The 23,106-nt window shown below is 58.4% G+C and carries 24 protein-coding genes and 1 other RNA gene; 8 read left to right on the top strand and 17 right to left on the bottom strand.

All coding sequences use genetic code 11. From position 1 onward, the window contains the following. Positions 1–166: 166 nt before the first annotated feature. The 7 genes from JX292_RS07060 (at position 167) to JX292_RS07035 (ending at position 6,045) form a co-directional block, all read left to right on the top strand. A complete protein-coding gene (locus tag JX292_RS07060; protein ID WP_204862986.1) occupies positions 167–766 on the top strand; it encodes a GDSL-type esterase/lipase family protein in 600 nt (199 codons plus the stop codon). Positions 767–979: 213 nt separating this feature from the next. Beyond that, positions 980–1,054: a 50S ribosomal protein bL37 gene (locus JX292_RS09135; RefSeq protein WP_095343185.1), complete on the top strand. Its 75-nt coding sequence runs from the start codon at positions 980–982 to the stop codon at positions 1,052–1,054. A 162-nt stretch (positions 1,055–1,216) separates the two neighbouring features. Beyond that, the gene (locus JX292_RS07055; RefSeq protein WP_204862984.1) at positions 1,217–1,894 is read left to right on the top strand and encodes a sigma-70 family RNA polymerase sigma factor; all 678 of its coding nucleotides are present in this window, start codon (positions 1,217–1,219) and stop codon (positions 1,892–1,894) included. Between the two features lie 58 nt (positions 1,895–1,952). Then, a complete protein-coding gene (gene rsrA, locus JX292_RS07050) occupies positions 1,953–2,243 on the top strand; it encodes a mycothiol system anti-sigma-R factor (protein WP_204862982.1) in 291 nt (96 codons plus the stop codon). Between the two features lie 205 nt (positions 2,244–2,448). Beyond that, a complete protein-coding gene (gene aroA / locus JX292_RS07045) occupies positions 2,449–3,933 on the top strand; it encodes a 3-phosphoshikimate 1-carboxyvinyltransferase (RefSeq protein WP_204862979.1) in 1,485 nt (494 codons plus the stop codon). Beyond that, on the top strand, positions 3,933–5,060 hold the full coding sequence (gene rsgA / locus JX292_RS07040; protein ID WP_204862978.1) for a ribosome small subunit-dependent GTPase A: 1,128 nt from the start codon (positions 3,933–3,935) through the stop codon (positions 5,058–5,060). Before aroA ends, rsgA begins: the two co-directional genes overlap by 1 nt. Before the next feature lie 43 nt (positions 5,061–5,103). Continuing rightward, positions 5,104–6,045 carry an inositol monophosphatase family protein gene (locus tag JX292_RS07035; RefSeq protein WP_204862973.1) on the top strand — a complete coding sequence of 314 codons (942 nt, stop codon included), beginning with the start codon at positions 5,104–5,106 and terminating at the stop codon, positions 6,043–6,045. 90 nt (positions 6,046–6,135) lie between these two features. On the opposite strand, the gene JX292_RS07030 is transcribed toward JX292_RS07035, so the two are convergent. Continuing rightward, positions 6,136–6,792 (bottom strand): hypothetical protein, encoded by a 657-nt coding sequence (locus JX292_RS07030; protein WP_204862971.1) that lies wholly within the window; start codon positions 6,790–6,792, stop codon positions 6,136–6,138. Between the two features lie 702 nt (positions 6,793–7,494). On the opposite strand from JX292_RS07030, the gene JX292_RS07025 reads away from it, so the two are divergent. Then, on the top strand, positions 7,495–7,800 hold the full coding sequence (locus tag JX292_RS07025; protein ID WP_204862969.1) for a hypothetical protein: 306 nt from the start codon (positions 7,495–7,497) through the stop codon (positions 7,798–7,800). A 202-nt stretch (positions 7,801–8,002) separates the two neighbouring features. On the opposite strand, the gene ssrA is transcribed toward JX292_RS07025, so the two are convergent. The 16 genes from ssrA to glf all read right to left on the bottom strand — a co-directional run bounded on the left by ssrA (position 8,003) and on the right by glf (position 22,159). Further along, positions 8,003–8,375: a transfer-messenger RNA gene (ssrA, locus tag JX292_RS07020) on the bottom strand. A 271-nt stretch (positions 8,376–8,646) separates the two neighbouring features. Next, entirely contained in the window at positions 8,647–9,381 is a 735-nt protein-coding gene (locus JX292_RS07015) for a DUF4190 domain-containing protein (RefSeq protein ID WP_204862967.1), read from the bottom strand. Positions 9,382–9,597: 216 nt separating this feature from the next. Next, a complete protein-coding gene (locus tag JX292_RS07010; protein ID WP_204862965.1) occupies positions 9,598–10,062 on the bottom strand; it encodes a DUF4190 domain-containing protein in 465 nt (154 codons plus the stop codon). A gap of 147 nt (positions 10,063–10,209) precedes the next feature. Continuing rightward, positions 10,210–10,692 (bottom strand): SsrA-binding protein SmpB, encoded by a 483-nt coding sequence (gene smpB / locus JX292_RS07005; protein ID WP_204862963.1) that lies wholly within the window; start codon positions 10,690–10,692, stop codon positions 10,210–10,212. 18 nt (positions 10,693–10,710) lie between these two features. Beyond that, positions 10,711–11,838 carry a peptide chain release factor 2 gene (gene prfB / locus JX292_RS07000; RefSeq protein WP_204862958.1) on the bottom strand — a complete coding sequence of 376 codons (1,128 nt, stop codon included), beginning with the start codon at positions 11,836–11,838 and terminating at the stop codon, positions 10,711–10,713. A 175-nt stretch (positions 11,839–12,013) separates the two neighbouring features. Beyond that, positions 12,014–12,550, bottom strand: coding sequence for a pilus assembly protein TadG-related protein (locus JX292_RS06995; RefSeq protein ID WP_204862957.1), 537 nt, complete (start codon positions 12,548–12,550; stop codon positions 12,014–12,016). After that, entirely contained in the window at positions 12,513–13,025 is a 513-nt protein-coding gene (locus tag JX292_RS06990) for a pilus assembly protein TadE (RefSeq protein ID WP_239653685.1), read from the bottom strand. The genes JX292_RS06995 and JX292_RS06990 overlap by 38 nt, the downstream gene beginning before the upstream one ends. Continuing rightward, a complete protein-coding gene (locus JX292_RS06985) occupies positions 13,000–13,455 on the bottom strand; it encodes a TadE family protein (protein ID WP_204862955.1) in 456 nt (151 codons plus the stop codon). Before JX292_RS06985 ends, JX292_RS06990 begins: the two co-directional genes overlap by 26 nt. Beyond that, positions 13,455–13,682, bottom strand: a complete 228-nt coding sequence (locus JX292_RS06980; protein ID WP_070676030.1) for a hypothetical protein — start codon at positions 13,680–13,682, stop codon at positions 13,455–13,457. The genes JX292_RS06985 and JX292_RS06980 overlap by 1 nt, the downstream gene beginning before the upstream one ends. Positions 13,683–13,789: 107 nt before the next feature. Beyond that, entirely contained in the window at positions 13,790–14,722 is a 933-nt protein-coding gene (locus JX292_RS06975) for a type II secretion system F family protein (protein WP_204862954.1), read from the bottom strand. Further along, positions 14,719–15,573 carry a type II secretion system F family protein gene (locus JX292_RS06970; protein ID WP_204862953.1) on the bottom strand — a complete coding sequence of 285 codons (855 nt, stop codon included), beginning with the start codon at positions 15,571–15,573 and terminating at the stop codon, positions 14,719–14,721. The genes JX292_RS06975 and JX292_RS06970 overlap by 4 nt, the downstream gene beginning before the upstream one ends. Continuing rightward, complete coding sequence (locus JX292_RS06965) at positions 15,573–16,835, bottom strand: CpaF family protein (RefSeq protein WP_204862945.1); 1,263 nt, start codon at positions 16,833–16,835, stop codon at positions 15,573–15,575. The genes JX292_RS06970 and JX292_RS06965 overlap by 1 nt, the downstream gene beginning before the upstream one ends. A gap of 471 nt (positions 16,836–17,306) precedes the next feature. Then, positions 17,307–18,080 carry an ABC transporter ATP-binding protein gene (locus JX292_RS06960; protein WP_204862943.1) on the bottom strand — a complete coding sequence of 258 codons (774 nt, stop codon included), beginning with the start codon at positions 18,078–18,080 and terminating at the stop codon, positions 17,307–17,309. A 4-nt stretch (positions 18,081–18,084) separates the two neighbouring features. Beyond that, a complete protein-coding gene (locus JX292_RS06955) occupies positions 18,085–18,966 on the bottom strand; it encodes an ABC transporter permease (protein ID WP_204862941.1) in 882 nt (293 codons plus the stop codon). After that, the gene (locus JX292_RS06950) at positions 18,963–20,969 is read right to left on the bottom strand and encodes a glycosyltransferase (RefSeq protein WP_204862932.1); all 2,007 of its coding nucleotides are present in this window, start codon (positions 20,967–20,969) and stop codon (positions 18,963–18,965) included. The genes JX292_RS06955 and JX292_RS06950 overlap by 4 nt, the downstream gene beginning before the upstream one ends. 2 nt (positions 20,970–20,971) lie before the next feature. Then, positions 20,972–22,159: a UDP-galactopyranose mutase gene (gene glf / locus JX292_RS06945; protein WP_204862930.1), complete on the bottom strand. Its 1,188-nt coding sequence runs from the start codon at positions 22,157–22,159 to the stop codon at positions 20,972–20,974. Positions 22,160–23,106: the final 947 nt, after the last annotated feature.

Raw genomic sequence — 23,106 nt, 5'->3', positions numbered from 1 at the left:
CCCGTCAGGTACGCCTAGCGGGGCGACGGGTTTTGGTCTCGGATGCTTGTGGAGAGGGGTTAAGTTCGAAAACCGGCCCGTAAGCGCTTATCCTAGATATGAAGACTATTACTCACGTGCCCTGCCGCCTCTCACGGCGGGCCCATCCTGCAGAAGAAAGAATTCCGTGGAGCAACGCAATATTCGAATTGTGGCAGTCGGCGATGACCTGCTCGCCGGTGTTGGCGATCCCCGTACCCTTGGCTGGTTCGGCCGGGTCATGGCGCGCACCCCGCAGACCACCGCATCCATCGCGGCGTACAACCTGGCCGCACCCAATGAAGGCAGCGAACAGCTCAACGCTCGCTGGTTTGAGGAGGCCCGCCGCCGCTTTGTTCCGGGCGCCGACAACCGCCTTGTCATCGCTCCGTCGACCTTTGATATCGATTTGGGTCTGACCAGCGCACGCTCCCGTTTGAACCTGGCCAACATTGTGGACATGGCTTCGCAGAACAACATCAAGGTTCTGGTTGTCGGTCCCCCGCCGACTCTAGATGCCGAGCGTAACCGCCGCATCGCCGACCTGTCGGCCGCATACGCTGACGTCGTGACCCGCCGCAACCACGTGTACGTGGACACTTTCAACCCGCTACTGCACCACGAACAGTGGCGTAACGACCTGGCTGCAAACGATGGTCGCCCCGGCCAGTCCGGTTACGGCCTCATGGCTTGGCTCGTGCTGCACCGCGGCTGGTACAACTGGCTGAACATCCCGGAGCACGGCTAATCCTTTGGAAGTAGTGGGTGAAGAAACTTCGTGTTTTTTCGCTCATATCTCGGTTCCAAGATGCAATCAGACCGTTTCTATGAAAAAATAGACGGCGTTGCCCCTATAGCGTGGACCACCGATTTTCGGTGACCGCCTCTCACAGGGCAGTTAACGAGGAACGCGCACCGCGAAGGTGGGGCGTGTTTCCATGGACACTATAAGGAGGCTCTCATGAGCAAGCGCGGTCGTAAGCGCAAGGACCGTCGTAAGGGCGGCGCAAACCACGGTAAGCGCCCCAACGCATAAGGTATCTTGCATACACTTTAAAACCCCGGCGTTTCGAATCTTCTATTCGAGCCCGGGGTTTTGCTTTACCCCTCATCATCTGGGTGCAGGGAATAAAGCCCCCTAACCCGACGTTATGTTCTACGGTGACCATGCAAAGCGTTCCCGTAGAGAGGAGGAATCATGGCCGAGACCGCAGACACGCAGGACGTCAGTGCCGAGGACACCCGCGAGCTACGCGAACGCTTTACCGCACAGGCCATGCAGTACGTGGACCAGCTCTACGGCGCGGCCCTGCGCATGAGCCGCAACCCCGCCGACGCTGAGGACCTGGTGCAGGAGACCTACATGAAGGCCTTCGCGTCCTACCACCAGTTCACCGAGGGCACGAACCTGAAGGCGTGGCTGTACCGCATCCTCACGAATACGTATATCAACCTGTACCGCAAGCGTCAGCGCGAACCGCAGCAGAGTCAGGGCGAAACCGTCGAGGATTGGCAGCTGGCCGCCGCCGGTGAGCATGACGCGGTGGGCTTGCGTTCAGCGGAGGCGGAGGCGCTCAGCGCCCTGCCGGGTACCGAGGTGCGTGAGGCGCTGAGCTCTCTGCCGGAGGATTTCCGCATGGTGGTTTACTACTCCGATGTTGAGGGCTTCGCTTACAAGGACATCGCCGAGATTATGGATATTCCGATGGGCACGGTGATGTCGCGTCTGCACCGAGGACGACGCATCCTGCGTGAGAAGTTGCTCGACTATGCGAGGGAGAACGGTCTGCGTCCCTCCACCGTTGCCAAGGTTGAGGCGAAGGCCGCCTCCGCAACAAGCAAAGCCAGGGCGAAAACCTCCTCTAAATCGGTGTAGCCCCTCGAGCGTTTACCTACTGCTATTCCCGGCATCTTTCGTGCGAAAGGAACCTCTGATGTCTGACACCCCGAATACCTCCGCTGCCCTTTCTGAGGACTGTGGCGGTGAGCCTTGCTCCACGACTCTTAAGAAGCTCTACGAGTTCCTGGATGGCGAGTTGAGTAGCGAACAGGTGCGCACGATTCAGCGTCACCTCACCGCTTGCCCCGAATGCGCTGATGTGAAGGATTTCGAGCTGGCGCTCCGCGAAAAGATGCGTTCATCTTGCGCGCAGAAAGCTCCGGCAGAGCTTAAGAACCGTCTGCTACAGGATGTGCGGGACTTCTGCAATCAAGTGCGTAGCTAGGCGCCGCGTCTTTCGGTTTTCTTCCAGGGCCTACTCGGCGTTCCCTTCGAGTGCCGGGCCTCGCGAGTGCCGGGCGGGCCTGTCTCATCTGGGGGTTCCGGCGAGGTGGGGCCAATCTTCACCCGGTAGAATAGACCTAGACCGGCTACGGGTTCCGCCGTGTGCGTGAGCTATATCCGTAGCGTGCCGATTTGGAAGAGGATTTATGAGCGACGCTTCAGTGCAGCTGTCCGCGGGTGATTGGCCCGCTCCCCCAGCCCCTGCTTCGGCCGCCGGCCGTCACGCGACGGTGCATATCCCTGGTTCGAAGTCGCTCACGAACCGGTACTTGCTTCTGGCTGCCCTGGCCGATTCTCCCTCGTACCTGCGTGCGCCCCTGCACTCCCGCGATTCTGCCCTCATGATTGAGGCGCTGCGCCGCCTGGGTGCCGGGGTTGAGCTCGTTCCCACCGATTCACCCTTCGGCCCCGACCTGCAGGTTACCCCGTTGGATTTCTCGGAGCCAGGCGAGCCTTCTGGGGTTCGCGAGGCTCGCCACGTCAGCATCGAGTGCGGTCTGGCCGGCACCGTGATGCGTTTCGTACCCGCCCTGGCAGCCCTGTTACCCGGTGAGTTCGCCTTTGACGGCGACCCGCACGCACGCCAGCGTCCTATGGGCCCCGTGCTGGAGGGCCTGCGGCAGCTGGGTGTGCACGTGGACTGTGTTGAGGCTCCCGATGCGCTACCTTTCATTCTGCACACCGCGGGCCTAGCTTCCTCGCCGGTGGATGAGGCCCCCGTCGTTCGGATTGATGCCTCTTCGTCTTCGCAGTTCGTCTCTGCGCTTCTGCTTATGGCTCCGCGCCTGCCGAAGGGGCTCGTGCTCGTGCATGAGGGCTCCTCGGTTCCCTCAATTCCGCACATTCAGATGACGGTCGAGGCGCTCCGTGAACGTGGTGTGCAGGTGCAGGAGCACTATCCCGCCGAGGGCGGCGAGTATCGCTGGGTTGTTTCCCCAGGTTCTTTCCCCGGTTTTGAGGTCACCGTGGAACCCGATTTGTCGAATGCCGGCCCCTTCCTTGCGGCTGCCGTAGCCACAGGTGCTTCGGTGAGTGTTCCCCACTGGCCCGCCCCCGCGGCTGATTCTTCGGCTGGCACCACGCAAGTGGGCGATATGTGGCGTGAGCTTCTGCCGACTCTGGGTGCGCGCGTCGAGTATCACGACGGTGCTCTGACCGTGACCGGTCCGCATTCTCTGCCGGAGAGGCCGCTCAGCTACGACCTGTCAGCTGGAGGCGAGCTCGCCCCGACCATGGCGGCCCTGTGCGCGCTGGCGCACGGCCCCGTCAAACTGCACGGCATTGCGCATCTGCGCGGCCACGAGACGGACCGTCTGGCTGCCCTAGCCGCCGAGATCAACCGTCTGGGCGGCTGTGCCCACGATACTGAGGACGGCCTCGTAATTGAGGCTCCCATTCCCGCGGATGCCCACGCCGAGACCGTGGTGGCCCGCACCTACGACGACCACCGGGTGGCTACCTTCGCGGCCATTATCGGCCTTTGCCGCGGAAACACCGTCGTGCAGAACGTGGGAACCGTCGCAAAGACGATGCCCGAGTTCACCTCCATGTGGGAGGGGATGCTCGCGCAGTGGGCCGGTGAGGCCCCCGAAACCCCGCGGAATGCGCAGAACACCGAGGAGGTGCGCTAATGGGTTCCTCCCGCATAAATGTTCGTGACTTCTCCGAGTGGGATGAGTCGGATGTGCACGTTCGCCCCAACAAAAAGGGTTCTCGACCCCGCACGAAGGACCGCCCCACCTTCGAGGAAGCCATTCGCGGCCGCGTGATTACCGTGGATCGGGGCCGCTGGTCCGTGGTCGTGGACGAAGGCACCGAGAACGAGCGCACCCTGATTGCCGCCCGTGCCAAGGAACTGCGCCGCACCCCGATCGTGACCGGCGACTTCGTGGACGTGGTCGGAGATACCTCCGGCGCGAAAGATACCTTGGCGCGCATCGTGCGTCTGGGGGAACGCACCTCCGTGCTACGCCGAAGCGCCGACGATACCGACCCTTCGGAACGCGTGGTCGTGGCCAACGCCCAGCAGCTTGTCATTGTGGTCGCTGCGGCCAACCCCGAACCGCGTACCGGTTTCATTGACCGCGCCGTGGTGGCGGCGGTTGACGCCGGAATCGAACCGATTCTGTGCATCACGAAGACCGATGTGCGTTACCCCCAGCATCTGCTGGACTACTACGCCGCCAGCGGCCTCAAGATTGTTCTCTCGGCCTCCTCGGACGGTCTGGCGCCCAGCCAGGATGGCGCCCGGGGTCTCGAGTCGGCTCCCGTGCAGGAGCTGCTGCAGGAGCTGCTGGGTGAGGTATCGGTCCTACTGGGACACTCGGGTGTGGGTAAGTCCACGCTAGTGAATGCGCTGACCGGTTCGGACCGCGCAACCGGTCACGTGAACGCGGTGACCGGTCGAGGCCGACACACCTCCTCTTCAGCCCTGGCTCTACGCCCCGTGGAGCACGATGGTCGCCCAGTTCCTGCGGGTACCTGGATTATCGATACCCCGGGCATTCGTTCCTTCGGCCTGGCGCATGTACCGCGTGAGACCGTGGTCGATGCTTTCGTCGAGTTGGCCCCCGGCGCCGCCGACTGCCCGAAGGGTTGCACCCACGCGGTGCAGGCCCCCGATTGCGGTATCGAAGCCTACGTGGCCGCGGGGAAGGCAGGCCCCAGTGGTCCCGAGCGTCTAGAATCGCTACGCAAGCTTCTGTTGCTGACCCCCGAGGAGGGGGACTCTGAGAAGGAGCTGGGCGCCCTCGCCTAACCACACACCTCATCACCGATTACTACCGTGAGAAGAGCCAACCATGAGCCGTACCCCGCTGTACACCGACGACCTGCGTCTCGCGCATATTCTGGCCGATAGCGTGGACCGGGTCAGCTCCTCCCGTTTCCGTGACCGCCCCGCGTACTCCCCCACCGATGGCGGTACCGCCATCGGTGATAAGGAGCAGAAGCCAGCTGAACCCGTTCCCCTGGCACCCTGGCAGCGTGCCGCGCAGCAGAAAGCCGAACCCGAGCCAGTCGTTCCGGAGGCACCCGCCGATTATGCGCTGGAGGTTGCTCTGGAGGTTGAGGAACTATTGCGGGCTCAGCTGTCGAGGGTCCGCACCCGAGACGGCATCGCCGGCGAACATGCTGGTCACAACGGCCAGGCGGCACGTCAGTGGGTTATCGCACCTCTCGCCGAGCTGGATAACTTCCGTCGTGGTGTTCCCGTGTGGGCGACGCTCATCGCCCTGCTGGACCAAGGTGAGCCGGTGGTGGGCGTGGTCTCCGCCCCGGCGTTGGGCCGCCGCTGGTGGGCGGCCCGCGGTTCGGGTGCGTACACGGGCAAGTCGCTCGCGCAGGCAACCCGCCTCCAGGTTTCTGAGGTGACGCCGCTCAACCTTCTCTCCGTGGCGTACACGGATGTCACCTCGTGGGAGGGGGCCGGTCCCTCAGTCCAGGACCTTACCCCGCGCCTGTTGCATCTCCTACGCTCTGCGAACCGTTCCCGCGCCTACGGCTCCTTCTGGTCGGCGTGCCTGCTCGCTGAAGGAGCTGTGGATACCGCAGTTGATTCGTCCCTGTCCTTCTTCGAGGTGGCGGCTCTCCTGCCCATCATCCGTGAGGCTGGTGGCGTTGCTTCCACCCTCGAGGGCAACCTACCCGAGCATGCCGGTGCGTCTGAAGCGGTGTCGCTGGTGGCCAGTAATACCGCCGCGGTGCAGGAGCTGGTCCTCCAAATTCTCAGTACAGAGGGTTAGAGCTTTTTCTCCGCCAGAACAGCGCGTACAACGAAGGCGGCGGCACCCCAATACCGGGGTGCCGCCGCCTTCCTGTATTACGCCGTGTCTTTAGAGAGCAGCAAACAGAACGCCGAGCATGGCCAGAATGCTCAGGCCAGCAAGGATGTAGGCGAAGATGTTGAACGTGTTCATCTTCGAGGTGTACTTCGTGGCGTGGCCGCTATTGACCTGCGCGGAGTAGATGGCCAGCCAGATAGCGATACCGGCGGGAATTAGGCCCGTCAGGAAAAGACCGACAACCGAAGTCGAATCGTAGGCCAACGAGCTGGAACGGTAGCTACGGCTACTGGTCTCGCTCATCTCGAGGGAACGTAGACCCACAACCATCCAGGCGTAGATGGCAAGCACCAGGGCCCCTAGGCCGGAGCAGAAGGCGCCGACGGAGTAGAAGTAGCCGGGGCCACGGAAGTCGCCGGTGGCATCGCCGTAAGGTCGGCGGTGTTCTTCTGGAACGGTGTATTCAGCCGGAATACGGCGGTAGGTATCGTCGCGATCGGGGTAGGCAGCAGGCGCGACAGCTACTCCCGCAGGTGCGCCAGGCTGACCGCTCGGAGCGCCGTAGGCGGGCTGAAAAGAAGGAGCGGCAACGGTGCCGGGCTCCCCGGGCTGAGCCTGTGAAGCGCCGTAGGGAGCGCTAGTGTTTGATGCCGGGGCGAATCCGCCGTGGGCACCACCGGAAGCGGAAGTGGGGTTCTGGTTATCCATGGTGTGTCCTTGATCGGGTGTCGCCGAGTTCCGGTGGGTGACGGTACGCCCCCAGAACACCCGGCAACGTGGGTATCCATTGGCTCTCTATCGTTCATCATACGGCCGCGAAGGCTCAAGCGTCGCGTCGTCAGAATGATATCTACTCTTTGATACTACGTCATGATCTCTCTCTACGTCTTCTTACGTGACGTTCTCGTTACGATACGGTCACCTGAGCACCCTCGGGCACGCCGACACACCCCAGAACAGACCGGCAATTGGGCATAAAAATACCCGGCAGGTGACACAGTGGGGCGTCCTGCCGGGTGGTAGAAACCTACCGCGGTTCTTTCTCTTAGAAACTTCTATGCAATGTTTTACACGCTAGGTCCCTTAGGAGGTCCCTTAGGGAACTTTGAATCACTCTCAAGCATCCTTCTGGCTACAAAAGTGGCACAAAGACCTCCTAAAATTGCACCTAGAATTGATACTGGATCGAAGAACTCCCAATCTCTGGCAATTGAGATAACCACCCAGAACATCGGAACAATAGTGAGAAGAAATCCTAGTGTAAATATATTCTTCGCACGCATTTGACCTCTCCCAGATTAAAGAGCGCAGGACACTGCTACAACAGCTAGCGCAGCGGCAATTAGTGCCGGACCTCCAAGGGCTTTTCCAAAACCACCAACGAATGCTGGCCCTAAAGCTCTTGCAATCGTGGAAGCAGCTAACCCCCAATTCCAAGCAGAAATTGCGGTTGTGTCAGCAATCTATCAGAGAGTCTCGTCAGATACAACACGTAAATTGGCATTACATGAAAAATATGCCTCTTCTGTCATACACGCTCTCAGTAGCGAGTCCACTGCCGCATCTAATCGCGCGTTCGAGGCCCATGATGGTGGCCACCACGCCGTCGATCTTCTCGGTGGATTTTTCTTTGTCGGGTTTGATGGCCCCGGCAGAGTCGGTGTGGATGAAGATGTTGTCCGTCTAAACCTTTCGACGCCAGCCCATACTTTTTGACGTTAGCCCAAACCTTTTGACGCCCAACCCACGAGCACGCCGGTACACCCCAGAACAGACCGGCAATTGGGCATAAAAATACCCGGCAGGTGACGCCGTGAGGCGTCCTGCCGGGTGGTAGAAACCTACCGCGGTTCTTCCTCTGGATTGGAACCGATAATCACCGCCGCACACCGGTGAAGGTGAGCGGGCGGTTGGGAGATCGTGGAGATGCGGGGAATCGAACCCCGGTCCGATGTGGCGTCAACGGGGCTTCTCCGTGCGCAGTTTATGCGAACGCTACTTTTCGGCTCCGGTACTTGCATAAACACATATACCGACGAACCTAGTCACGTAAAAGTCCCGCTAACCCCCGCAACAAGGGCTAGCAGCAGTGGCCTTTTAAGTCGATGCCGGTAACTGAGCCAAAGGCATGCTCAGGCCGACAGACGGCAACTCGCGCTTAGGCAGCGAGTGCGAAGTCAGTGCGCTTAGATTCTGCACTTAATTTTTTGCAGAGGGCGTTAACGAGATAACCCTGCATCCTCGGCACGCTTCACCCATCTCAACTCACATCGTCGAAACCGATCATCCCCCTATGCTTTTATCAAAAAGCCCACCGTCTTCTGAAAGTTTTCCTCAACGTACCTAGACGCCATGGTGCCATTCAAACACGGTAGAGATTCAGTATATCGGAGGCGCCCGAGCGAGCGCAAGTCTCTCGCCCCCCCCCAACATGCATGCGCCGAGTATCTCTCCCCTCCCACCAATACAAACTCCCCACATACGAGGGGGGGCGGAGCCTCAGAAACTCTGAGCGCTCCGCCCCTCCCCTTACACGCTCCTCAAGTAGCGCAATAAAGTTTATTAACGTGCCGGGACAGTCATGAGGTCGTCCGGATCGTCACCAACCTGGCAGACTGCGTGACCGTGGCCGTCGTTGGTACCAACCTCGGCACATTTCTGCACGGTTTGGAAGGCAAAGATATAAACAAACACCATGATAAGGCCGAAGATAAAGGCCAAAGCACCGGTAATGATACCGGTAATTGCAAAGCCCTGACCCGCACCGGCAGCCTTAGTCTGCTTCAGCGAAATGATACCCAGAACAACGGCAACAATGCCCAGGAGCAGACCGATGGCGAAGAAACCGGTCAGAATACCAACAATACCGAGAATCATCGAGGTGATAGCCAACGCCGGGGTCTTCTTCGAGGCCTGGTAAGGGTAATTACCCTGCTGGCCGTAGTTGTAGAGATCCTGGCCGGGCTGCTGGTAGGAGTTCTGCTGGTACTGGTAGTTATCAAACTCACCCGGCTGGCCCTGCTGGGGGTATCCCTGGCCATACTGAGAAGGCTGCTGAGCCGAGGAATCCTGACCGAACTGGTTCTGACCCTCCTGGCCGTAGGAACCCTGACCATAGGAGGACTGACCATACGAGTTCTGCCCGTAGGAGGACTGAGCGGCTGAATCCTGGCCGTAGGAGGACTGGCCGTACGAGCCCTGACCGTACGCATCATTCTGCTGGGAAGAAGCAGGCTGCTGAGCAGCATAGGGGTTCTGCCCGTTCCCTTGGGGGTTTCCGTAGTTATTCTCAGACATCCGTCATTCTTTCTTTCACAGTTGCAGTGAACAGTTTCATCTCGCTCAAAGCGCCACGTAACGCCAAGCCTTACCCAATTATTATATAAATAAGCCGCTCTTTAGCCATACACCACGTCATCTTTTCGCCAAGGAAAGCCGCTACGCCTCCCACCCACGAATATGCTCCAGAGCTGGCGCGCACGCCGCCCACACTAGAAAGCAGCCTCGTTCGCATTAGAAACGGCTCAGGTTCTTATACTCCGAAGGGCTCAAAGTCTGCTCATGCCCACCCAGAGTGCACACGTAACCGCCATCAGCGGTCTCGTGACCGTTGTTGATGCATTCCTGGCCCATCATGGCGTTCAGTACGAGAACCGAGATGGTCACCGCGGCCACCACGAAGCTCAGGACACCGGTCACAATACCACCAATCGCCAGGCCCTTGCCGGAAGCGGTACCGTTCTTCACCTTCACCAGCGCAACAATACCCAACACGATACCCGCCAGGCCAAGAGAAACTCCACTATAGATAAAAATACCGGTCAGAGTACCCAAAATACCGCAGACCAAAGAGGCGATAGCCAGCCCCGAACCCGGCTTCGGCCCCACACCAGGCTGCGAGCTACGCTCCGCCCTATCCTGCGAAACGGGGGAAGTGGAACCGCCGGGCAACGGCGGAACGTTCGAGGACTCAAACATATCGGTCTCCTTACATCAATACAGTTTGTGTCAGCGCGCGGCGGAGCGTGGAATCGCAGATAGCATCCGGCTGGCGCACCGTCCACCTACCATTATAGGTAGGGGAGGTATCCGCCATCCCTGCGGGAGAAGGCGGTGCACTATTCCCTAGCCGAGGTTGCGGTAACGCATCGCGCGGCGCGCTTCCAAATCATCCTGGCGCTCGCGCAGAGCCTGACGCTTATCGTACTCACGCTTACCGGTCGCCAAAGCAATCTCAACCTTCGCACGGCCATTCGAGAAGTACAGCTTCAACGGAACCACCGTATAACCGGTCTCCTTCAGCTTCTGCGCCAGCTTATTAATCTCCGAACGATGCAGAAGCAACTTACGGCGGCGACGAGCCGCATGGTTCGTCCACGTACCGTAGCCGTACTCCGCAATATGAATACCCTCAAGCCACATCTCATGGTCGGTCACCTGGCAGAAGCCATCCACAATGGACGCGCCGCCATCACGCAGAGACTTCACCTCGGTACCCAACAGAACAATGCCCGCCTCATAGGTGTCCACAATGTTGTAGTTGTGGCGAGCCTTCTTATTCTGGGCAATAATCGCGTTATTCGCGTCCTTCTTCTTTTTCTGAGCCATCACTCAATCCTTCACGTCTTAGCTGTCTTCAGCCGCGCGCCCCGAAGCACGCCAGCGAATACCAGCATCAATAAAGGCGTTCAAACCGCCATCCAAAACATTAGAGGTATTACCCTCCTCATAGCCGGTGCGCAAATCCTTCACCATCTGGTACGGATGCAGCACGTAAGAACGCATCTGATCACCCCAGCTCGCCTTAATATCGCCGGCAAGCTCCTTCTTCTTCGCGTCCTCCTGCTCCTTACGCAACAGCAACAGGCGAGACTGCAACACGCGCAGGGCCGCCGCACGGTTCTGCAGCTGCGACTTCTCATTCTGCATCGAGACCACAATGCCGGTCGGCAGGTGAGTCAGGCGCACCGCCGAGTCCGTCGTATTCACCGACTGACCACCCGGGCCCGACGAGCGGAACACATCCACCTTAATCTCAGACTCGGGAATCTCAATAGCGTCCGTCTGCTCAATCAGAGGAATCACCTCAACCGCCGCGAACGACGTCTGGCGGCGGCCCTGATTATCAAACGGCGAAATACGCACCAGGCGGTGAGTACCCGCCTCCACCGACAGGCGGCCAAAAGCATACGGCGCGTTCACCTCAAAGGTCACCGACTTCAGGCCCGCTTCCTCAGCGTAGGAGGTGTCCAACACCTTCGTCGGGTAGCCGTTCTTCTCCGCCCAGCGCAGGTACATGCGTAGCAGCATCTCCGCAAAGTCGGCGGCATCCACACCACCGGCACCCGCACGGATGGTCACCACAGCCTCACGCTGATCGTACTCACCGGAAAGGAGGACCAGAACTTCCAAATCCTCCAACTTGGCGCGAATCTGGCCGCACTCCTCCTGGGCATCGGTCAGTAGTTCGGCGGCGGTTTCGGCATCCTCAGCCTCTGCAAGCTCCACCATCACCTCAACATCATCGATACGAGAGGATAGCGAACGCAAGCGGTTCAACTCCGCCTGCTTATAGGACAGGGCACTGGTCACCTTCTGCGCATTCTCCACGTCATCCCACAAATCGGGTGCGGCAGCCTGCGCAGACAGGTCCTCAATGGCGCGCTCAATCCCCTCAATGTCGCTCACAGCGGCAATCGAGGCGAAGATAGCGCGAAGCTCTTTAATCTCAGCAGAAAAATCGAAGGATGCCATAGCTTTTAACACTATCGTGAAACGGCCAGAAAGTCCCGCCGTTACAGCCCGCAACAGCCCACAGCGCAGAAGAATACAGCAAGTAGAAGGTAAACGGGATAAAAACGAGGGTGCATCCGCTAGCCGTTACACTACCTTGCAGATGCACCCTCGCAGTCTATGGGCTCAAACGTCTCTAATCGGTGGTCGGTCCCTGACTCATCTTCAAACGCGACGAGCCATGAGCGGTCACTTCAATACCATCAGGCACCAGAATCGACAGCAGCGGCGGACGAATACGAGCCGACAAGTACACATGCACACTCTGGTCAGAATCCACAGACACGTTCTCCAGACGTAGTGCCTGAAAATCCTGCCCGGGCTGAACCTCAGCCAGGTACGCGTTCGCATACTCCCACGCCGCCGAACCACTTGCTTCCTCAGGGGTGCGGATCGTGCGGGTAATCGAGTTCGCCTGAGCATCCGCCATATCCTGCAGATGCTGAGTCTGCAAATACGCACCCGTAATCGCCACCGTCACCGAACCAATGAGCAGCAGCAACGCCAGCATGCCCACAATCAGCGGGGCAATGCTACCCTCCTCCGGGTTAGAAGCGAGCGCCCGGCTCTGCGCACGGGCACGAGCGCAGGCATACCGTTCCCGTACAGCCGCGAACAGGTGAGCCGGCGAACCATTAGGAATCAGCATGACCAGACCCCCAACTCGTCGCATGAGAACTCACTGGAATCACGCCACCACCCATAAACGAAGGTAGTAGCGGCAGTCGCGCCTGAACCGTCACCGTGGCGTACGCCTTCGTACCCGAGACGCACTCCCCCGACGAACAGCTCAACGACACGCTCACGTCGGAGGGCTCAACCCCGTAATCCGCGGCGGCGTGCGCCGCTAGACGCTTCGCCAAATCAGGACCCACCGACGAATCCTGCGGCTGCTCCTGCACATACAGCACCACCTGGGCGCTCGCCGCATGAGCCGCCATCACCGAAGACTGCAGACTAAAAATCGTCAGAATACCGTAAAGCACCGGGATGAGCAGAGTAATACCCAAACCCAAAAACTCCACAATGGCGCTACCCTCTTCAGGGCTGTGTTGGTTAGAAAGAGACCAACCAGAGCGGCTCTTCAGGCATTCCTTCACACGCTGTCGAAGCGAAAAGCCACTAATCACCGGAATGATGCTCCGCATAAATCGCATGCCCTTTCACCTCAATAGAATCCGGAAAACCCCACGGACCCAGCACCGGCAACGGCGACTTCACCGTCACCTCCAAGGTGCGCACACCCGTAGAATCACTACTCTGACGGTACGAAATATTCTCAGCGTACGAGGACGGAAGAACCCCCTCAATCAGCTGACGGGTACGCTCCATGCCCTCCTGCGGGGTGCGGTCACGCATCGTACCGTAACGTGCCCCAGCCGCCGCAGCATCCACCAACATGGTTCGTGCATACAGGGCAAAAGAAACCTGCAGAATCGCCATGGTCAGCAACACCAACAGCGCACCGACCATGACGAATTCCGTGCTGGCATCACCGCGCTCGCTATCCTCCACAGAAAGTTCCGCGGAGGATAGCTCAGCGGCAGTCAGCTCAGAAGCGATGCGGGGCTTACGCATTACTGGTGAACCAGAGCAATCGCATCGTTGAACATCTTGGTCAGAGCAGGCTGAGCAATCGCCAAGATAGCGGCAACCAGCACAGCGCTCATCATGGTAATCATGACCCAGCCGGGCACGTCGCCGCGCTCGGGGTCATCCTGCTTGTTCTTCAGGCGCAGAGCCAGCACGGATGCAACAGCCAGGGCAATCAGCACAGTGAGGGTGGTGCGGAAACGACGGAACATAATTTTCTCCTTCATCAAAGGGTGTAGTGTGTGGTTGGTGCGGCGCACCGGGCAATCAGCCCAGCCCACCGCGGTGCAGCCGGTACGGTGTGTACCCGCCGCAAAATCTAAAAGTTCAAACGCATGAGCGACAGGCCCGGGAACACCGCAAAAATAACCGTCAGCGGCAGGATGAAAAACACCACCGGGGCGAGCATCGCAATTTCTTTCTTACCCGCAACCTCCATCAGGTCTCGCTTTGCGTTATCGCGTACGTCTTGGGCTTGAGCCCTCAACACCTCCGCCAGAGGCGTACCGCGCTCAATCGCCACAGCAATACCCTCAACGAAGCGGCTCAGCGCCGGGACGCGAGTACGCTCCGCAAAGTCCTGCAGAGCGCTGAGTAAGGACACGCCTGTTCGGGTCTGTGCCAGAATTTCGGAAAACTCACGAGCTAGCTCGCCCTGGGAGGTTAAGCAAATACGTTCCAAAGCCGCCAACGCTGATTCGCCGGCAGTCACCGATAGCGCCATCATCTCCGCCAAGGCAGGAAATTCGGCAACCAGCTGCTTCTCTCGCTTCTTCACAGCCTCTCCCAGCCACCAATCACGGGCTAGAAATCCACTCAGGCCGCTCACCAGCACTAGTGCAACCGCCACGGGGAGAGAGAAACGCTCCTGCAACACGCCAACCACCGTCAGCGCACTCATCGCCGTAACACCAGCCAGGCTCCAAAGCAATTGTTCAGCTCGGAAAGCACTCAGACTCTGAGAAGACCCTGCCCGGCGCAGGCGATCTTGCACCGAACCATCGCTCAATGATGAGCCGTTCAAGGTCGCAGAAAGCGAACGTAGCAACGGCCCGCAGAAACCCGAGAGAGCTTCCATCAGGCTCGGCTCTCGACGCTCCTGCTCCCTCAGCAGCGACTCACGCAAAGTCTCACCGCGAAGCTGCGAGGCCACGCGATCCGCGAAGGAAACGCTTCGAGTATTCAAAAGCGATGAGAGAATCAGCCCCAGACCGACCGCCAGCAACAAGGCAAACACAACGGGAATGTTCATCCAAAAACCCTCCGTTCACGCGGAAGCTCACCGATGCGGAGCATCAGGCGGTAGGCGACCAGCGAAATCGCCGCCCCGGCCATCATGAGCACAGCCCCGGCAAAGGAGTTATACACCATGCGCGCCGCTGGCTGCGTGGCCATCAGACAGAGAACAAACCAAGGAGCCACGCACGAGAGCCGGGCCGCGTTCACAGTCCAGGATTGGCGAGCCAGAAGCTCCGAACGAGTGCGCGCATTATCTCGCAGAAAATCGCTAAGCGCCCCCAGAAGCTTACCCAGGTCCGAACCACCCACTTCGCGGGCAATCTTGAGGGCCTCAATAATGGTGTCCGCCACAGGATCCGAGAGGTACTCCTTAAGCCGATTCAGCGAAGGCACAAACTCACCCGAAGCGCGATAATCACGCGAAAAATGGGCGAAGGCTCCACGAAGCTCCTCCGGACCGCGGTAGGAAAGCTGAATCAGCGCCTCCGGCAGGGAAAGGCCAGCACGAATCGCCGAACGCAGGTGGTCGACAGCATCCGGCCACAGCTGCCAGATGCGCGCATCCGCAGCGCGGGCACGATGATTCACCACCACGCGAGGAGCCACAAAGCCAGCAATAAACCCGAGCACACCCAAGGCCACCAACTGGCTCATCATCAAGAGCAACAGGGACAGGACAACGGCGCTTGCAACACTCACCCAGGTGAAAGTTCGAGGGGTCAGCGTGTGCATCCCAGCCTTACGCAACGCCACAACCAATGCAGAGTCGGCAGTGCTACGGACAGGTTTCTGCCCCTCCGGAAAACAGGAAAGGTACACCAAACATACGCCGATACCCAGAATCAAGCTAAGGAAAAGCGACATCACTGCCCCGCTTTCGCGGCGGCCAACACCTGTTCGGGACGATGCCCCGCCCGCACCCAACGTTCGGCATTCGGCAGTTCCAGGGCCACACAAACCATCCGACCGTCACGACGCACAAACAGCGGAGACATCTCAATCACGCCGTCCTCAACGCGGCCACCAAGCATACTAATCTCTTCGACCTGGCGCTGACCTCGTGAATCACGACCACAATGCACCACAATGTCAAAGCACGAAGCCACAGTAGGCACCACAAATGAGGAAGAGATATTCTCGCCCGCCAGCAGCGGCAGAGTACAAATCTTCGTCACGGCATCACGTGCCGAGTTCGCGTGAATCGTGCACATGCCGGGCAGTCCAGCGTTGAGCGCAATCAGCATGTCCAGAGACTCCGCCTCACGTACCTCACCAATGAGGATGCGGTCCGGGCGCATACGCAAAGCCTCCTTAACCAGGCGGCGTAGCTCAATAGCGCCGGTACCCTCAAGGTTTGGTTGGCGGCACTGCATACCCACTACATCTCGCAGCGGCACAGACAGCTCAAAAATCTCTTCACAGGTGACCACGCGCTCCCTCGGCGGAATCGAAGCGGAGAGGCAATTGAGCATCGTGGTTTTACCCGCCTGGGTTGCACCCGAGACGAGAATATTCATGCCGCTCTCCACCGCAGCGTGCAACAGCGAGGCCGCTCCGGCACTCAGGGAATTCATGCGAACCAAATCAGGTAGACGGCGCGCACGCACCACAAACTTGCGAATATTGATGCTCGTGTGCTGGCGCGTAATATCCGGGATTACCGCGTGCAGACGGGAACCGTCCGGAAGGGAGGCATCCACGAAAGGAGAGGAAAGGTCGAGGCGGCGGCCCGATGGCTTGAGCATGCGTTCCAGCAGACTGCTAATGGCTTGGGGGCTCAGGTGCAGGCCGGTGAGTTCACTCTCGCCGTTGCGGGCAATGAAGATTTCGTCGGGCGAATTAATCCAGATTTCCTCAACGCTCTCATCGTCAAGGAACGGCTGGAGAACGCCGAAGCCGCAGATTTCATCGTGGAGCCGCTGAATGACGACGCTCCGCTCCCCCAGGTCAGGCAGGGAAATACGGGTGCGCTGCTGCTCGTACTCATCCAAGCACTCGCCGATGAGTGCGCGCACAGCTTCCCTGTCCCCTCGAGGGTCCAGATTGCGGCTACGCATGGCCTCACGAATGTTCTCTTCGAATAAAGCCAGATGCTCTGCTTTGGTATTCAGAACGGTATTCTCCATTGAAATGATCCGATGCTGCGGTGTGTGGTGGTGCTACGTGTAACTTTGCGATTGTAACTTATTACGTCCATCATCCTAACCACAAGGCATTAAATTTACCAAAACTATATATTTCGCTACTTAATATTTACGGGTATAGTTTCTTGCTATTTTTCACTGCGATGCACAACATTTTTATGCAGAGAACGTACCGAACGATATAAATCCCCTAGTCAATCGTCACATCCATTCCGCGGTACCCCAAAAGACAGGCAATATGCAGGCATTAGCACCGCTCATTAAACGCATCTTTCTATCCAAATACGTATGTAATATTTGACAGTTTATCCAACCTGCGGAATCATCCGGAGCCCTCCATGTCTCCCCTAACGAGCTGAAACGCAGCCTAAAAAGTACAGTACAAGGACACAGAAAGGGGGCGTACACTCCCCTCACGGGAATGCACGCCCCCTTTACCATGATGCCTAACGTTTAGTCGCCGCCGCGAATCACCTTCACAGCATCATTAATCGGACCATCGAATCGAAGGTTACCGTGCTCCAGCACCACGCCGCGATCACAAATCTTCGACACCAAGTCCAAATCGTGGCTCACCACAACCAGAGTCTTACCGACAGAGCATAGCTCCTGAATCTTCGCGATGCACTTCTTCTGGAAAGGCTCATCACCCACCGCAAGAATCTCATCCACCAGGAAGATATCCGGACTCGTGTGCACAGCAACCGAGAAAGCCAAGCGCAGGTACATACCGGAAGAGTAGAACTTCACCTCGGTATCGATGAACTCGTGAATCTCAGCAAAATCCACAATTGAATCGAAGGAAGCCTCAATCTCCTCCTTAGACATACCCAAAATCGCGCCATTCAGGTACACGTTATCGCGGCCGGTCAGATCCGGGTGGAAACCAGCGCCCACCTCAATCAAGCCCGCGATATTGCCGCGCGTCAAAACCTCGCCGCCGTCAGCACGCATCACACCTGAAATCATCTTCAGCAACGTAGACTTACCCGAGCCGTTCAAACCCAGAAGAGCCACACGCTCACCCTGACGAATATCCAGGCTCACGCCGTTGAGCGCATTGAACTTCTCCGAAAGGTCACCCTTACGGCCCTTAATGAGCCAGACAAAGGCCTCCTTCATCGAACGTGTGTGGCGCAACACGAAACGCTTAACCAGGTTATCCACCCGAATCACCACGGGGGCATCCGGGCTCACCGGTGGGAACTCCAACTTCTTAATATCCACAAGATCAGAGCTCCTGAGCGAAGTTGCCCTCAAACTTACGGAAGAGCAAATCGCCAATCAGAACGGTCAGCAGGGAAATACCGATAGCAATCGGAGTCCAGAAAGTGAAGAGATGCGGAACCACCTGAGAAGACGGCAGAGCCAACTCCTCCATGCGCAACGTCGGACGCCAGAAACCGTAGTGGAACAGCTCCACAGCAACCGTCAACGGGTTAAGCATGAACACGTTGAACACCCAGGGGTACAGGGTGTCACGCACCATAGCCCAGGAATACAGCACCGGCGAGAACCATGTGGCGACCATCAGCAGCATATCTACAATATTCTCCGAGTCACGGAAAAATACGTTCGCCACACCAAAAATCAGGCCCAAGCCATAGGACAGCAGCATCACAATCACCATACCCGCCAGGATAGACCCCAACGCCAGGAAGCTCGGGGACCACCCCACCAGGATGCAGGCCAACAGCATCACCGCAATCTGGGGCACAAAATGCACCAGAGCCACAAACACCGTTGACAGTGAAAACAGCTCACGCGGCAGGTAAATCTTGCGAATCAGCGCGCTATTGACCACCATGGCGCGGGCACCGTTGCCGAACCCCTCCGAGAAGAAGTTGATGGCAATCATGCCCGAGAACAGGTACACCGCATAGTTGTGCATACCGCGTTCCAAGCCCAGGAACATACCCATGGCAATATAGAACACCAGGAACTGCACGCCCGGCTTGATGTACGACCACAGAATACCCAGCACCGAGCCGCGGTAACGCACCTGGATTTCCTTATCGACCAGCAGCCGAAGCAGGTAGCGGTTCTTCACCGCATCCAGGATGCCGCGTCCGCGGCCGGGTGCTTTCAGAGGCAGAGAACTCAAATCGCTCATCGGGTCAGCTCAGAATCCGTATGCTCAGCGAAGGTCTTAGCCCAGGCATCATAAGAAGCCACTTCTGCGGCCTTCGAACGGTATAGGTCGCGCAGCTTCTCCCAGCCAGTCACCAGCTGAGCATGTAGCTTCGCGGCGTGAATCAGCTTCGACTTCAGCTGCTCGGGGTCGCGGCGGTACCAGAAGAGACCGGTACCCTCAGCGTTCGTAGCCAGAGCCGAGTCGAACTTGGATAGGGTCCACCAGTTGGTTTCACCGTAGTTCAGCTGAATCTGCGGGTGAGCCTTAGCCTCTTCGCTCACGGGCTTGAAGAGCTGGCGACCCACGGTCTTCGCGGTCCACGAAACAAGCTTCTTGTAGCCGGGGGACGCGAAAGCACGACGGCCGCGGAACGGAGGCTTCTTCGACTGGATAGCCGGGAAGTCATCCACGTTCGGCTTCACCTGGGACTCCGGGTACTCCTTGGCCATAGCACGAATCACCGGCAGACGCTTCGAGAGCGAAGGGTGCAGGTGCTCGGGACCCGACAGCAGGTCTTCGAGAGCCAACAGACGGCCGGCCTCGGTGTAGTACTGCATCGACAGGGTGTGCTTGACGTCGAGGAAGAGTGAATCCAGCAGCACGCGGCCACCCTTGTCGAAGGGAGAGTGCAGCAGAGCCGTGATGAGGCGGTTACGCTCGTGGTAGTAAGCCTGCCAGCCGACGGAGTCATCCTTATCGGTCCAGGACACGTGCCACACACCCGCACCGGGGAAGGACACGGTCGCGAAGCCCGCGGCCTTGGCTCGCAGGCCGTACTCGGCATCGTCCCACTTTAGGAACAGCGGCAACGACAGACCGATTTCCTTGATAACCGCGGTCGGGATGAGGCACATCCACCAACCGTTGTAGTCCACGTCCACGCGGCGGTGCAGCCACGGGGTGTTGCGCAGGTTGTGGGTACCCAAATTGTGACCCATCGCCATGTCTTCATGCGGCTTAGCGTAGAAGTTACGCCACGGGTCCACGACCTCGCCAAAGGCGTGCAGAACCGAGCGGTCAAACATGTCGAACATGTGCGCACCCACGATGGTGGGCTCCTTGCAGTAATTCGCGAAGGTCACCATACGCAGAATCGACTCGGGCTCAACGATGACGTCATCATCCAGTAGCAGCACGTAGTCGGAGCCATTATTCACGGCCTCGAACATACCGCGCGAGAAACCACCCGAACCGCCCAGGTTGCCCTGGTTAATGATGCGGAACTTACCGGACAGGGGCTTGACAACCTCTTCGAAGTCCTCGTGGTCCTGAACCTTCTGGGTGCCCTGATCCACGATCAGGAACTCGTGCACGGCATCAAAAATCTCGGGGCTTTCACCCAACGCACGAATGTTGTTGATGCAGTACTCCACCTTGTTCATGGTGGTAATCTGCACGGTTGCCTGGCCAGCCTTCACATCCGCGCGGGGCTCGATGTCGCCCAGCCAGTTTGCCTCAACCAACTCAAGGTCGGTGGTGCCAGACAAATCGAACCAGTACCAGCCACCATCACCGAAAGGTGCCAGCGGCAAGGTGAAAGTATTGGCTTCCTCACCGGAGAGCAACTTGGCATCCACACGCTGAATCACGCCGCGGCCATTGGACTTATACACAATGACCATGCCCTCACCGCGGGTCTGAACGCTCAGGGTAACCTTCTGCAGGTCAGTCCAGCGGCGCCAGTACGAAGCGGGGAACGCATTGAAGTACGTACCGAACGACAAGCTCTGGCCCGCGCTCACAGTGATGGAGCGGCGGCTGTTCAGGCCGTTTGCGGCGTCACGGTTTGCGCTCGCACTTGTTAGGGACTGACCGGAGGTGTTCATCGCTTCCGCGATGGAAGTTGAGGCGTCACCATCGATACGAGTCGGCAGCTGAACGCCGGTTGCGACGCCCGCATCCACATAGAGGGGCACGACGTCGGTCTCAACCGCGCTGGGGAAGATAACCCGCTGCAGGGTCTTCAAAATCTGAGTAGCCATAACTATGCGTCCACACCACCGGATTCAATCTTGGCACCGTCGGTGAAGTGCGGACGAATCTTGTTGTCGAACATCGACAGCGCCGAGGCAATAGCCATGTGCATGTCCAGGTACTTGTAGGTACCCAGGCGGCCGCCGAACAGCACGTTATCCTCGCCCTTGGCCAGGTCGCGGTAAGCCAGTAGCTTCTCGCGGTCCACGGCGGTGTTCACCGGGTAGTAGGGCTCGTCGCCCTTGTTCGCGAAGCGGGAGAACTCACGCATAATAACGGTTGCATCCTTGGTGTAGTCACGCTCCGGGTGGAAGTGACGGAACTCGTGGATACGAGTGAAGGGGACGTCTGCATCCGGGTAGTTCATCACCGAGCAGCCCTGGAAGTCTTCAATCGGCAGAACTTCTTCTTCCAGGTCGATGGTGCGCCAGGACAGGTCGCCCTCAGCGTAGTCGAAGTAACGGTCTACCGGGCCGGTGTACACCACGGGAATCTGGCCAAGCACGTTCTCACGAGAGTACTCATGGCCGGACTCAAAGAAATCGGTGTTCAGGTGAACTTCAATGTTCGGGTGTGCGGCCATGCGCTCCAGCCAAGCGGCGTAGCCGTCGACCGGCAGACCCTCGTACTTGTCGTTGAAGTAGCGGTTGTCGTAGGTGTAACGCACCGGCAGGCGGGAAATGATGGACGCGGGCAGCTCCTCCGGCGGGGTCTGCCACTGCTTTGCGGTGTAGTGCTTAATGAAGGCCTCATACAGGGGGCGACCAATCAGAGAGATGCCCTTGTCGTTGAGGTTCTGCGGGTCGGTACCAGCCAGTTCGCCAGCCTGCTCAGCAATCAGCGCCTTTGCCTCTGCAGGAGAGTAAGCGGCGTTGAAGAACTGGTTGATGGTACCGAGGTTAATCGGCATGGGGTACACGATGCCATTGTGGTGGGTGTACACACGGTGCACGTAGTTCGTGAAGTCGGTAAAGCGGTTCACGTACTCCCACACGCGCTCGTTGGAGGTGTGGAACAGGTGGGCGCCGTAGCGGTGCACCTCGATGCCGGTCTGCTTTTCCTTCTCGCTGTATGCGTTACCGCCAATGTGGGAGCGACGGTCCAGCAGAGCGACTTTCAGGCCCAGCTCGGTGGCGGCCTGTTCTGCGATGGTCAGGCCGAAGAGGCCCGATCCGACAACTACGAGGTCAGCAGTCAATGTTTTCTCCTGTATTATCACGGCGTTCCTGCCCCTATCGGGGATGGTTTCCGCCTTCCAGACCGGGCAATTCCCCGCTGATTCGGGGAGGGCACGATCCGCGCGGGCAGGCATACGTCGCCCCTCCCACGATGGATATAGTCATACTCTAAGATACCCGCTTATCAACTGGTCCGCATACTTATGACATGACTTTCAGTACTTTTGAGAATGAGTTCTTGCGCCATCCCCCGATGAGTTCCGGATGAGTAAGGACGGGATTAGCGCGCCCCCGGAGATTTTTAGGTGCGTTGCGGAAGAAGAGACTCCACGACCCCATGCAACAGAACAAGAAATTATTTACGCGTAAATATTCACTAAAGGAAGCGGCTCGGCCGATAGGTTCAGCTAGACCCTTCAAGAAACAGTGCATATGCTCACCAACAGTACGCACATGCATACCACACCATAGATAACTCAAGAATCGTCCCCAGGAGACTTATATACGAATATGCAGTTATCCACAGATTCCAAGGTATCTTGGTGGCAAAAACGCAATAATCGAATATTTAAGTCATCATTGATAGAAAATGTTGAATTTTGATTCACTACAAGTTTATCTATAGGCATGACTCTCTATTTTCTTGACCACACTAAGACCTCCACAGAACACCCCTACCCCCGCGTCGTACGGGTCGAAGGCGAACCAAGTACGATCGAAAACATCACACTGCCCCAGGAAGAAAAGCACCTGGAGCACAATCTAAGCGCCGCTCTACGAGAACAAGCCGCCGGTGGCGGGAAGCTTTTGAGCTTTCCCGCACGAGGCGGCCATCCCACCGGAGAAGAACATGCCACCGGCACAGACAGCAGCGAACATGCCATCAGCACCCTCTACGTTCTACGCGGCCCCGACGCAGGTAAATCCTACCCAATTCCTCGAGGAGACACCACGCTGGGCAGGTCCC

The sequence above is a fragment of the Rothia mucilaginosa genome (assembly GCF_901875305.1).
Taxonomy (GTDB): domain Bacteria; phylum Actinomycetota; class Actinomycetes; order Actinomycetales; family Micrococcaceae; genus Rothia.
This window is presented reverse-complemented; position numbering and strand designations above follow the sequence as displayed.